The 12,879-nt window shown below is 58.2% G+C and carries 9 protein-coding genes; 4 read left to right on the top strand and 5 right to left on the bottom strand.

Going from position 1 to position 12,879, the window contains the following annotated elements:
* Positions 1–485: 485 nt before the first annotated feature.
* Both aceE and aceF read left to right on the top strand, forming a co-directional pair.
* Complete coding sequence (gene aceE, locus C7H09_RS08265) at positions 486–3,149, top strand: pyruvate dehydrogenase (acetyl-transferring), homodimeric type (RefSeq protein WP_106762085.1); 2,664 nt, start codon at positions 486–488, stop codon at positions 3,147–3,149.
* A gap of 10 nt (positions 3,150–3,159) precedes the next feature.
* The gene (aceF, locus tag C7H09_RS08260; protein WP_106762084.1) at positions 3,160–4,806 is read left to right on the top strand and encodes a dihydrolipoyllysine-residue acetyltransferase; all 1,647 of its coding nucleotides are present in this window, start codon (positions 3,160–3,162) and stop codon (positions 4,804–4,806) included.
* A gap of 47 nt (positions 4,807–4,853) precedes the next feature.
* Here aceF and C7H09_RS08255 read toward each other — a convergent pair whose 3' ends face one another.
* Positions 4,854–6,953 (bottom strand): 3-hydroxyacyl-CoA dehydrogenase NAD-binding domain-containing protein, encoded by a 2,100-nt coding sequence (locus C7H09_RS08255; protein ID WP_106762083.1) that lies wholly within the window; start codon positions 6,951–6,953, stop codon positions 4,854–4,856.
* A gap of 130 nt (positions 6,954–7,083) precedes the next feature.
* On the opposite strand from C7H09_RS08255, the gene C7H09_RS08250 reads away from it, so the two are divergent.
* Together C7H09_RS08250 and pcaF are read left to right on the top strand one after the other, a co-directional pair.
* Positions 7,084–8,028: a LysR family transcriptional regulator gene (locus C7H09_RS08250; RefSeq protein WP_106762082.1), complete on the top strand. Its 945-nt coding sequence runs from the start codon at positions 7,084–7,086 to the stop codon at positions 8,026–8,028.
* 156 nt (positions 8,029–8,184) lie between these two features.
* Positions 8,185–9,387 (top strand): 3-oxoadipyl-CoA thiolase, encoded by a 1,203-nt coding sequence (gene pcaF, locus C7H09_RS08245; protein WP_106762081.1) that lies wholly within the window; start codon positions 8,185–8,187, stop codon positions 9,385–9,387.
* Here pcaF and C7H09_RS08240 read toward each other — a convergent pair.
* Genes C7H09_RS08240 through C7H09_RS08225 form a run of 4 tightly spaced genes read right to left on the bottom strand, consistent with a single transcriptional unit; the run spans position 9,384 to position 12,873 of the window.
* Positions 9,384–9,860, bottom strand: a complete 477-nt coding sequence (locus tag C7H09_RS08240) for a MarR family winged helix-turn-helix transcriptional regulator (protein WP_106762080.1) — start codon at positions 9,858–9,860, stop codon at positions 9,384–9,386. The two genes, pcaF and C7H09_RS08240, sit on opposite strands and share 4 nt — an antisense overlap.
* A gap of 43 nt (positions 9,861–9,903) precedes the next feature.
* Positions 9,904–10,956 carry a zinc-binding dehydrogenase gene (locus C7H09_RS08235; RefSeq protein ID WP_206074294.1) on the bottom strand — a complete coding sequence of 351 codons (1,053 nt, stop codon included), beginning with the start codon at positions 10,954–10,956 and terminating at the stop codon, positions 9,904–9,906.
* Between the two features lie 31 nt (positions 10,957–10,987).
* Positions 10,988–11,983 (bottom strand): branched-chain amino acid ABC transporter permease, encoded by a 996-nt coding sequence (locus C7H09_RS08230; RefSeq protein ID WP_106762079.1) that lies wholly within the window; start codon positions 11,981–11,983, stop codon positions 10,988–10,990.
* Positions 11,984–11,985: 2 nt separating this feature from the next.
* Positions 11,986–12,873: a branched-chain amino acid ABC transporter permease gene (locus C7H09_RS08225; RefSeq protein WP_106762237.1), complete on the bottom strand. Its 888-nt coding sequence runs from the start codon at positions 12,871–12,873 to the stop codon at positions 11,986–11,988.
* Positions 12,874–12,879 lie beyond the last annotated feature (6 nt).

Here is a 12,879-nt window from a genome sequence, read left to right as displayed (position 1 = left end):
ATTAAATAAAGTTGGAAATTTCACCATTACGACGAAAACTCGCCGATTTTGGTGCGATTTTTGATCAGGTTTCAGGTTCGGCTATTGTTTTTTCAGGGTTTATTTTTAGTGTCGCAATGTAAATGGGCTGCTGGCTTGCTCAGACCTTGGTCTGAGTCCGCTTGTCGAGGCGTAGGAATCTCGCCACTATTGCGTAACTAGTCGAAATAAACCTGCGTTATTTGCGATTCAAACGGTTGTTTGTTTGTGTTTTGACGTAATTTTGTAGTAAAAGTACGAAAGTTTGAGTGGTTTTCTACGCGGGCACCGCGCCCGGCAGGAAAAACAGAAATGCTGTTCTATGCTTGAAGGAGGTCAGTCTCGCTGTTCAGCCTTTCTTCCAAGCTGATATTTCCAAAAACAAACACTGCATATCGACTATGCACCGTGTATTGGCTGCTGATCGTGGCCCACGTTGCACATTCTGTTGCCAAGGGGAGGGTTTGATGTACCAGGATGATGATCCCATTGAAACCAGCGAATGGCTGGACGCCCTGGAATCTCTGATCGAGAACGAAGGGGTAGACCGGGCCAAGTACATTCTTGAGCGGTTATCGGAGCGCGCCAGTCGCGATGGCACCGAATTGCCGTATTCCATTACCACGCCGTTCCGTAACAGCATTCCGGTAACACAGGAAGCGCGGATGCCGGGTGATCTGTTCATGGAGCGGCGCATTCGTTCGCTGATTCGCTGGAACGCCATGGCGATGGTGGTGCGGGCCAACAAGCGCCCGGGCGACCTGGGTGGGCATATTTCCACATTCTCCTCGGCGGCGACCCTGTACGACGTCGGGTTCAACTATTTCTTCCACGGTGGTGGTGAAGAGCGTGCCTCGGATCTGGTCTATTTCCAGGGCCACGCATCTCCGGGCATCTACGCCCGCTCCTTCCTGGAAGGCCGATTTACTGAAGGGCAGCTGGACAAATACCGCGAAGAAGTCGACGGCGATGGCCTGTCTTCCTACCCGCACCCCTGGCTGATGCCGGATTACTGGCAGTTCCCCACGGTGTCCATGGGGCTTGGGCCTATTCAGTCCATCTATCAGGCTCACGTGATGAAGTATATGCACAGCCGTGAGCTGATCGACATGGATGGCCGTAAGGTCTGGGCTTTTGTCGGTGACGGTGAGTGTGATGAGCCGGAAACCCTGGGCTCCATCTCCAAGGCGGGCCGCGAAAAGCTCGACAACCTGATCTGGGTGGTGAACTGCAACCTGCAGCGTCTGGATGGCCCGGTTCGGGGCAATGGCAAGATCGTCCAGGAACTGGAAGGCGTCTTCCGCGGCGCTGGCTGGAACGTGATCAAGGTCGTCTGGGGCCGCATGTGGGACCCCCTGTTTGAGAAAGACGAAGATGGCGTTATGCAAAGGGCCATGGACGAGCTTTGCGACGGTGAGCTGCAGAACCTGACGTTCAAGGGCCCCGCGTTCACCCGGAAAGAGTTTTTTGAGAAGCATCCGAAGCTGGCCAAGCTGGCTGAGAATCTTTCCGATGAGGATATTAACAAGCTGAACCGTGGTGGCCACGATCCCTATAAAGTGTATGCGGCCTATCATAGAGCTGTGAATCAGGCGAACGGCAAGCCCACGGTTATCCTGGCCCACACTATCAAAGGCTACGGCTTTGGTGCGGCTGGTGAGGCGCAAAACACCACGCACTCCCTGAAAAAGCTCGACATCGACACGTTGAAGTCATTCCGCGATCGCTTCGGCATTCCGCTGAAAGACGAAGAGCTGGAAGAAGTACCATACTATCGCCCGGCGCCGGACAGTCCGGAGCTGGTGTACATGAAGAAGCGCAGACAGGAACTGGGAGGCTTCTATCCCAAGCGCAACAAGGATTGCCAGCCGCTGCAGATTCCGGAACTGGATATCTTCAAGCAGGTGCTGGAAGGCTCCGATGGCCGTGAAATCTCTACCACCATGGCCTTTGTGCGTATTCTGAGTGCATTGGTGAAAGACAAGCGGATTGGCAAGCGGGTTGTGCCGATTGTACCGGACGAAGCGCGTACTTTTGGTATGGAAGGCATGTTCCGTCAGTTGGGTATTTACACGGCCGAAGGCCAGAAGTACGTGCCCCAGGATCGCGACCAGATCATGTACTACCGTGAAGACAAGAAAGGCCAGATCCTGCAGGAAGGTATTAACGAAGCCGGTGCCATGTCTACCTGGATGGCCGCAGCGACTTCGTACAGCACCAACAGCTTTCCGCTGATTCCGTTCTACGTGTTCTACTCCATGTTCGGCTTCCAGCGCGTTGGCGACCTGGCGTGGGCGTCTGGTGACATTCAGGCCCGGGGCTTCCTGATTGGTGGTACCGCTGGCCGCACCACGCTGAACGGTGAAGGCCTGCAGCACCAGGATGGCCACAGCCACATTCTGGCCAATACCATCCCGAACTGTAAGGCCTACGACCCGGCCTTCGGGTACGAGATGGCGGTGGTGATTCGCCAGGGTATGAAGGAAATGTTTGAGGACAACCAGAACGTCTTCTATTACCTGACCATTGAGAATGAAAACTACGCACAGCCTGCGATGCCGAAAGATTGCGAAGAAGGCATCATCAAGGGGATGTACAAGTTTGAATCGGTGGAAGTAAAAGGTAAGAAGAAGAGCCCGCGGGTTCAGTTGCTCGGTGCTGGCGCGATCATGAATGAGGTTCGGGCTGCGGCAGAGATGCTGAGAGATGACTGGGGCGTGGCATCGGATGTTTGGAGTGTCACCAGTTTCAACGAACTGGCCCGTGATGGCCAGCATGTAGAGCGCTGGAACCACCTGCACCCGGATGACAAGCCGCGCAAGGCTTATGTCACCCAGTGCCTGGAAGGTGCTCAGGGGCCGGTGGTGTCGTCGACCGACTACATCAAGCTACACTCCGAGCAGTTGCGGGCATTCATCCCGAAAACCTTTATGACGCTGGGCACCGACGGCTTTGGCCGCAGTGACACCCGCGAGAAGCTGCGTAACTTCTTCGAAGTTGATCGCTACTATGTGGCGGTGACCGCGCTGGCAGCGCTGGCCGCCGATGGCGAGGTCAAGCAGGAACAGGTTCTTGAAGCCATGCGCAAGTACGGAATCGATCGCAACAAACCGAACCCGGTGCTGAGCTAAGGAGACCGCCATGAGTGAACAGGAAATCAAGGTTCCCGATCTCGGCGGCGCTGATGAAGTCGAGATCATCGAAATCATCGCCAGCGAAGGGGACACGGTAGAAGCCGAAGATCCGATTTTGACGCTGGAAACCGACAAGGCGTCCGTGGAGCTCCCCTCTCCCGAGGCCGGGAAAATCACCAAAATTACGGTAAAAGTGGGCGACAAGGTCAAGGAAGGTGACGTTATCGGTATGCTCGATGCGGCTGGCGGCGCCAGCGGCGACGAGGCCCCGAGCGACAGCGCTCCTGAGGCTGAGCCGGAGCCGCAAGAGCAACCGGCGGCGCAAGAGAGCAAGCCTGCCCCGAAAAAGAAATCCGGCGGCTCCCGCACCGAAGTGGTGAAGGTGCCAAGCCTGGACGGCATGGAAAACATCCCGGTGATCGAGCTCAACGTGTCTGAAGGTGACACGGTTGAGCAGGAAGATGCCCTGGTGACGGTTGAATCCGACAAGGCCACCATGGAAATTCCGGCACCGGCCTCCGGCAAGATCGGCAAGCTTCTGGTGAAAGAAGGCGACACCTTGTCTGAAGGCGATGATCTGCTGGAAATGATCATCGAGGATGACGGAGACAGCGCCGACGATGAGCCGGAGGCGGAAACGTCGTCTGGCCAGGCATCCGAAACGCCTGAGGCCAAAGCCGAGAAACCGGCTGCAGAGTCTGCTTCGCAACCTCAGGGTGCTACCTATGAGCCACCTGCGCCTGGCACCAAGGTGCATGCGGGCCCGGCGGTACGCAAGCTGGCCCGTGAGCTGGGGGCGGATCTGACCCGGGTGAAAGGTTCCGGCCCGAAAGGCCGAATCACCAAAGACGACGTTCACGGTTATGTGAAGAGCCAGTTGCAGCAAGCCCAGCAGGGTGGCGGCGTGGCTACCGGTTCGGGTATTCCGGGCGTGAAACTGCCGGACTTCAGCCAGTTTGGTGAGGTTGAGCGTGAAGGCATGTCCCGTATGATGGCGGTAACGGCCGCCAACATGCAGCGCAGCTGGCTGAACGTGCCCCATGTGACCCAGTTCGACGATGCCGATATCACCGAAATGGAAGACTTCCGCAAGGCCCAGAAAGCAGCCGGCGAAAAGCGTGGCGTGAAGATGACCCCGCTGCCGTTCCTGCTCAAGGCCTGCGCCGCCGCGTTGGCGGAACTGCCTCAGTTCAACGTGTCTCTGGACATGGAACGCAAAGAGGTAGTGCGTAAGAAGTACATCCACATCGGCATTGCGGTGGATACGCCCCATGGCCTGATGGTGCCGGTGATCCGGGATGTTGACCAGAAAGGCCTGTGGGAACTGGCCGCTGAGAGCGCCGAACTGGCCCAGAAGGCGAGAGACAAGCAGCTGAAGCCGGCCGAAATGCAGGGCGCCTGCTTTACCATCACCAGCCTGGGGGGCATTGGTGGTACCGCGTTCACTCCGATCGTGAATACGCCGGAAGTGGCGATTCTGGGTGTGTCCAAAGCCTCCATGAAACCGGTGTGGGACGGCAAGGAGTTCCAGCCGCGGCTGATGCTGCCGCTGTCACTGTCTTACGACCACCGCGCGGTGAACGGAGCGGATGCTGCCCGGTTTACCAACCTGCTGACGCAGCTGCTCGGGGATATTCGTACCCTGCTGTTGTGACCTCTCAACACCGCTCCGGTCATCCTTGGCCAGAGCGGTGTTGCTTTTCAGGTTCTATCAGATTCCCAATCACTGAGGCTTCTGCCCTCACTTACCAGTTGCTTCAATAACGGAGCGGGTGCCCAGTGCGCCTCGCCGGTATGTTTCTGAAGCTTCAGAATACTGTCGTAGACATTTTTCAGGCCGCGCTGGCTGGCGTGGAACATCGGGCCACCCCGGTAAGACGGAAATCCATAGCCACACACGTATACCACATCAATATCGCTGGCCCGTTGGGCGATCCCTTCCTCCAGAATCCGGAAACCCTCATTGATCAGTGCCAACAGGTGTCGGTCCAGAATTTCCCCATCCGAAAGCTCCCGTTGCTGAACGCCGTGTTGTGCCGCCTGCGCCTGGATAATCTCCAGCACTTCCGGGTCTGATGTTCGCGCGCGGGTTTGTGGGTCGTAGCGGTAATAGCCGGCACCGGTTTTCTGTCCCAGCCGACCCTGTTCTACCAGGGCATCGGCAATGCAATAGGTTCTGGGGTCGCCCTTCTGTTCAGCTGTCAGTGCCTGGCGGGCCTTATAGCCTATATCCAGGCCTGCCAGGTCGCCAACGGCCAGAGGGCCCATGGCCATGCCAAAGCTGGTCAGTACCCGGTCAATCTGCTCTGGTGCAGCACCTTCAATCATGCACAACTGGGCTTCCCGGCCATATTGTCTGAGCATACGGTTACCAATGAAGCCATAACAGACCCCGGCCAGTACCGGCACCTTGCCAATACGCTTGCCCAGCGCCATGGCAGTGGCCAGAACGTCGTCTGCGGTTTTGTCTGCACGTACCACTTCCAGCAGGCGCATGACGTTGGCGGGGCTGAAAAAGTGCATGCCGACGACATCCTCTGGCCGGGTCGTCGTGGCGGCAATCTCGTTGACGTCCAGGTAGGAGGTGTTGGTGGCCAGGATGGCTCCCGGTTTGCAGACTTCATCCAGTTTGCTGAATACCTGGCGTTTCACATCCATGCTCTCGAACACCGCTTCGATAACCAGGTCGGCATCGGCCAGGGATTCATACTCTGTGCTGCCGGAAATCCGGGCCTGGCGAGCAGCCGCTTCCTGCTCAGACAGCTTGCCTTTGCTGACGGTGATGCCGTAGTTCTTGCCGATCAGGGCCAGGCCGCGTTGCAGCCCCTCGTCGTTCAGTTCAAGCAGGGTCACCGGTATGCCGGCGTTGGCGAAGACCATGGCGATACCGCCACCCATGGTGCCGGCACCGATAATGCCGACCCGATTGATGGGCCTGGGCTGCACGGCTGTGTCCAGGCCACGGATTTTCGGAGCCGTGCGTTCGGCGAAGAAGGTATGGCGGAGGGCTGCGGACTGTTCCGAGGCCATGCATTCGGTAAAGCGTTCACGTTCGAATGCCAGTCCTTCGTCGAAAGTCAGCCGGGTAGCCGCCTCGATGCAGTCGACGATTTTCTGCGGTGCCTGCTGGCCTCGCTTACGTTTGCCCAACTGCTCGCGGTATTCGTCGAACGCGTTCTGGTCGAAACCGGAAGCAGGCATGGAAAGGTCGCGAATCCGTCGCAGGGGCGCCCGGCCGGTAATCAGCTCACGGGCATAGGCGATGGCTGCAGGTTTCAGCTCGCCTTCCAGAACCCGGTCGATCAACCCCAGGCCGGCCGCGTCTGTCGCTGTAATTTTCTGGCCGCCCGTGATCATATCCAGGGCTACTTGGGGTCCAGTAAGCCGGGGCACTCTTTGCGTGCCTCCGGCACCCGGTAGCAGCCCCAGGTTGACTTCCGGCAGCCCCACCGCCGCCGAGGGACTGGCGCAGCGGTAGTGGCAACACAGGGCCAGTTCAAATCCGCCGCCCAGTGCTGTGCCATGAATAGCAGCGATAATCGGTTTGTTGAGGGATTCTAGTGCTTCGTTTACCTGCTGCAGGGAGGGTTGCTGCACGGGTTTGCCGAATTCAGTGATGTCAGCCCCGGCGACAAAGGTCCGGCCCGCGCAGAGCAGCAAGACCGCCTCGGAGTCATCATTCCGGGCCTGGGCAAGGGCATCGTTCAGCCCCTGGCGAACGGCATGGGACAGGGCGTTCACCGGCGGATTGTCGACTGTGATGATGCCGAGCTCTTGTTCGCGATGATAGGTAACCGTCATGTGTGGCTGCTCCTTGGTTAAAACTACGGGCCATGCCACACCCTAACAGCTGCCTCGCAATGCCACTATTATATACTTTGTATATTTGCTATACCGATACGGTATCAATTGCCTGTTACTGGATGCGGTTATGAATCCCAACCTGAAACTTGATCTGCGCCAACTGAAAACCTTCATCACCATCGCGGATAAAGGCAGCTTCAGCCGTGCCTCGGAAACGCTCTTTATCGCCCAACCAGCGCTTAGCCGGCAGATCCGGATGCTGGAAGAGGCCCTGGATGTGGAAGTATTTGTGCGCCTGGGGCGGGGTGTGCAACTGACCACAGCGGGCGAGCTCCTGTATCAGCGGGCCCGGGCGTTATTGCAGGAAGCCGAGCAGTTACAGGCGGATGTCAGCGCGGTGGCGGGGAGCGTCACCGGGCACGTTACGCTCGGCCTGTTGCCGACGGTGTCCCATGGCCTGGCAACGGCGATTATCAAGGAGTTTCGTCGTCTCTATCCGCGGGTAACGCTGGCGCTTCGCTCTGCCATGAGCGGAACGCTGCAACAGATGGTTTCGCAACAGAAACTGGACATCGCCATCACCGACGACCAGAAAAAGAACCGGCACTTGCGTTACCAGCCACTGGTAGAGGAGCGCTTTGCCCTGATTGCACCTCCGGACTCGGACCTTGCGAAACGGGAGGCGGTCGACCTGGATGAGGTGCTGAGGCTGCCGCTGATACTGCCGGAAGAAAAGCACGGCGTGCGGGCCCGGATGGAAAAAGAAGCCATGGCCCGGGGGCAGAAGATCAACATGGCCTTTGAGGTCAGTGCCTGGCCGCTTATGGCGCACATGGTGAACCAGAATCTCGGCTATACCATTCTATCGTCGGTTTCGGTGGAGGAAATGGCCGCCCGGGGCGAGGTGGCAGTGGTGCCGATTATCAGCCCGGAAATCAGGCGTACCCTGGCGATTGCAACGCCCGGCAATATTCCCCCGTCCATCGCAACCATGAAACTGACGGAGGTGATTCTGCAGGAAGTCGCAGCGCAAGTGCATGACCAGCGCTGGGTGGGTGAGCTGCTGTTTTGACAGGGAATATCGGTCTGCCAGGGTATTCATTTCGGTTATGGGTTTTATGCTAAATATATAATTGTGGCATTTCTTTCAGGCTGATAGCTTTGGTCAGGGCGTTTGGATGGCTGACCCCTTCCGACCGGTTCGATCACATCCACAGAGGTTTTCCCCATGCGTGAGGTTTTTATCTGTCACCCGCGTCGTACCGCTATCGGCCGTTTCGGCGGTTCTCTGTCGACAGTGCGTCCGGATGATCTCGCGGCCCACGTCATCCGCTCTGTCGTTGGCCAGGCACCGAAGCTGGCTCTGGAGGCGATTGATGAAGTCATGCTCGGCTGCGCCAATCAGGCGGGGGAAGACAACCGCAACGTGGCCCGGATGTCGGCGCTCCTGGCGGGCCTTCCGGTCTCAGTGCCGGGAGTTACTCTGAACCGGCTCTGCGGCTCAGGCATGGATGCCGTGGGCTCCGCATTCAGAGCTATTGCCGCCGGTGAGATGGAGTTGGTCGTCGCTGGCGGTGTGGAGTCTATGTCCCGGGCGCCTTATGTCATGGGCAAGGCCGATACCGCCTTCTCCCGGGCCCAGATGCTGGAAGATACCACCATTGGCTGGCGCCTGGTAAACCCGCTGATGAAGCAGCAGTACGGTATTGAATCCATGCCGGAGACGGCCGAGAACGTGGCGAAACGCTACGGGATTTCCCGCGAGGACCAGGACCGGTTTGCGCTGCGTTCACAGCAAAAGGCTGAGGCCGCCCAGAATTCGGGCATCTTCAAGGATGAGATCGTCCCGGTAGAGATTCCACGCCGCAAACAAGAGCCACTGGTGGTAGCGGTTGATGAGCACCCCCGGAGTACGACGTTTGAAAAGCTGGCGGCTTTACCCGCGCCTTTTCGGGAAGGTGGCAGTGTCACCGCTGGCAATGCCTCCGGCGTGAATGACGGTGCGGCCGCCATGTTGGTCGCCAGCCGTGAGGCGGTGGAGGGCCATGGGCTTGTGCCGGTGGCGCGCATTGTGGGTATGGCCACGGCGGGTGTAGAGCCGTCGGTGATGGGCATTGGCCCGGTCCCTGCCACTGAGAAACTCCTGAGGCGCCTGGGGATCGGCCTTGAAGATATCGATGTTATTGAGCTGAACGAGGCATTTGCCGCCCAGGGGCTGGCGGTGCTCAGAGAGCTTGGTGTGGCTGATGACGACCCGAGGGTAAACCCCAATGGCGGAGCCATCGCGCTGGGGCACCCACTGGGCATGTCCGGTGCCCGCCTGGTGATGACGGCGGCGCTTCAACTGCAGCGTCAACAGGGTCGGTACGGTCTCTGTACCATGTGTGTCGGCGTCGGCCAGGGTATTGCCCTGCTGATCGAGCGCTGTTAAGCCGCTGGCGTGTCGTCTTCGCCGGCGAGGGAGACATTGATCAGATCCTGCTGCAGCTTCTTGAGCAAGTGCAGCAGGCTGACACCATCATCAAAGCTCATGCCCTGTAAGGCCTGCTGGTAGAAGTTGGTGATGGTGTCCTGCAGTTGGTTCCAGTACTCGCGGCCAGCGCTGGTCAGAACCACCAGTCTTGCCCGGCGATCCTCCGGGTCTGGCATTCGTATCACGTGGCCGTCTTTTTCCATGCGTTTGAGCACGCCATCAAGGTTCTGGCGACTGACAAACAGGTAGCCTTTGAGTTGGTTGAAGGAGGTGCCGGATTCAAAACCCTCCCGGGAAAGTGCCCCCAGCACCGCCCACTGGACGGCGCTGATGCCCATTTCGTTCTGTACCTGGCGTTGCAGAATGTTTCCGGTCTGGAACAGTCGGAAGAAAAGCCGGTTAGGTATGCCGCCGGATTCGTTTACGAACATGTGCTGTCCTGTCGGAGATGGTGCATCGGCCGGATGCCTGAATTTATGAATCATGGCTATCTTCACACAGATTCAGGGCCACTTTCCCCATTTTCTTGCCAGATTCCAGATGATTCAAGGCATTATGAATCTGTTTCAGAGAGAAGACGCTGTCAATGACGGGCTGAATACGATGGTGCTGGACGAACGAAAGAAGATCCCGGAACTCTGCGAGCGTGCCGCCGGTGGAACCGAAGATCTGTAGCTGACGCACGAACAGGCGCTGCAAATCCGCGCCCGGCTGAGCTCCGGAGGTGGCCCCACAGGTGACCAGCCGTCCACCCCGAACCAGGGATTTCATGGCCTGGGACCAGACTGCTTCGCCGATGTTTTCAATCACCACATCCACTCCGCGTCCGTTCGTGTATTCCAGCGCTGCTTTCGCCACATCCTGTTGCTGACTGTTGATGGCGGCATCGGCCCCCATGGCCAGGGCGCGGTCGAGTTTGTCTGTGTCCCGTGAGGTTACAATTACCCTGGCGCCTGCCGCTTTAGCCAGTTGCATCGCGGCCAGAGAGACCCCACCGCCCACGCCAAACACCAGAACGGTTTCCCAGGGTTTCAGTTGGGCCTTGGTGAACAGCATCCGCCAGGCGGTCAGGAAGTTAACCCCCAGAGCGGCACCTTCGGCGAAAGTGAGATGTCCTGGCATTGGAAAAACATTGGCCGCCGGCACGCTGATCCACTCTGCGAAGGTGCCGTCTGTCTGCTCTCCCAGGAACTGAATCCTCCGGCAAAGGCTCTGATCACCTTGTTGGCAGAATTCGCACTCACCACAACTGAGGGCCGGAAACAGCACCACGGATTGCCCGTTGGCATAATAGCTGCAGGTTTCATCGGTTTCCGCGACAACGCCGGCACCGTCCACCCCCATAATCTGAGGCAACTGGTGAGTAATACCAGCGCCACTGTTGCGCATGTACAGGTCGACCTGGTTGAGAGTGGCGGCCTTGATCTGAATCAGAATGTCATCGGGCTGGCGCTGAGGCTTTTCACAGTGCCGGACTTCGACCACTTCGTTGCCGCCGTGGCCGGTAATAAAAGCAGCTTTCATCATTGGTTCTCCTGCTTGCGCCAGTTTTGCTGGATTATCGGAAGTTGCGTTTCACCAGGGTCTGAATTGCCCCCACAATCCCGCTGCGGAAGGCCAGTACCGTCAGCACAAAAATGCCGCCGAGGATCGGGTCTACCCAGTCGCGCAGGGGCCCCTGGGACAGCTGGTATTCAATGTTCACCACAAAGGTGGCGCCCACCACCGGCCCAAGCAGCGTACCCATGCCGCCCACCAGGGTCATCAGGATGACCTCGCCCGACATATGCCAGTGGGCATCGTTGAGGGACGCCAGCTGGAACACCACGGATTTCATGGAGCCGGCCAGGCCCGCCAGCGCGGCGGAGATCACAAAGGCCAGGATCTTGTAGCGATCCACGTTATAACCCAGCGAGACGGCTCTGGGTTCGTTCTGTTTGATGGCTTTCAGGATCTGCCCGTACGGGCTGCTGACAATGCGCTGTACCAGCAGGTAACAGGCGATGAACACCACCAGCACGAAGTAGTACATGTTGAGGTTGTCTTCGAGGTTAATCAGACCAAACAGCTCGCCCCGGGGGATGCCGTGCATGCCGTCTTCGCCGCCGGTGAATTCCGACTGCACAAAGAAGAAGAACACCAACTGTGCCAGCGCCAGGGTCACCATGGCAAAGTAGATGCCTTGCCGGCGGATCGACAATAACGCAAAGGCCAGTCCCAACAAGGTGGCCGTGGCGGTACCGGCAATGATGCCCATCTCGGTGGTCAGGCCGGAGAAGTTACTGAGCAGGTAGCCCGTGGTGTAACCTCCGGTGGCCAGGAAGGCCGCATGGCCGAAGGACAGCAGGCCGGTAAAGCCGAATAGCAGGTTAAAGGCCACCGCAAACAAGGCAAAACACAGGATCTTCATCAGGAAGACCGGGTACATCACGAAGGGCGCGGCCAGCAGCAACAGCAGCAGCACGCCGTTCACCATCAGTTTCTTGCGGTCCTGGATCTTTTGCTGCTCGACAATGGCTTTGTGAATATCGGCAGGATTAACAGGCTGGTTCATGATTATGCCTCCTTACCGAACAGGCCGGTGGGTCGGATCATCAGCACCAGGACCATCACCAGGAAGATAACGGCCGAAGACGCTGGCGGGTAAAACGTTTTGGTGAGGCCTTCGATTACGCCCATCAGGATGCCTGTGATTATGGCCCCGCCAATGGAGCCCATGCCCCCGATCACCACCACCGCAAAGACCACGATGAGAATGTTGGACCCCATCACCGGAGTTACCGAATAAATGGGTGCCGCCAGCACACCGGCGAAAGCCGCCAGCATGACGCCGAATCCGTAGGTCAGGCTCACCAGCAAGGGTACGTTAATGCCGAAGCCCTGCATGAGCTGTGAGTCTTCTGTGCCTGCCCGGAGGTAGGAGCCCAGTTTGGTTTTCTCGATGATGAACCAGGTGCCGAAACACACCAGCAGGGCCACTACGATGACCCAGGCCCGGTAGTACGGCAGGAACATGAAGCCGAGGTTGATGCCGCCTTTGAACAAATCCGGCATGGAATATCGAAGCCCGGACACGCCGTAGATATTGGTGAGCACGCCCTGGATGATCAGGGCCACCCCGAAGGTGAGCAGCAGGCTGTAGATATGATCCTGGCCGGCAATGCGCCGGAGCAGGAAGTATTCGATGAGCATACCGAAAGCGCCAACCAGTACGGGAGCGACGAAGAGCGCGACCCAGTAATTGACGCCCAGCAGGTCAAACAGAACCACGGTGACCAGGGCACCGAGCATGTACATGGCGCCATGGGCGAAGTTGATGATCTTCAGCAGACCGAAGATAACCGCGAGGCCAAGGCTTAACAGAGCGTAGAAGGCGCCGTTGATAATCCCGATCAGCAGCTGGCCAGACAGCACAGCAAGGGGGACGCCGAAAATCATGGTCATGTTGCT

The sequence above is a fragment of the Marinobacter fuscus genome (genome assembly GCF_003007675.1).
GTDB classification, from domain to species: Bacteria; Pseudomonadota; Gammaproteobacteria; order Pseudomonadales; family Oleiphilaceae; genus Marinobacter; species Marinobacter fuscus.
This window is presented reverse-complemented; position numbering and strand designations above follow the sequence as displayed.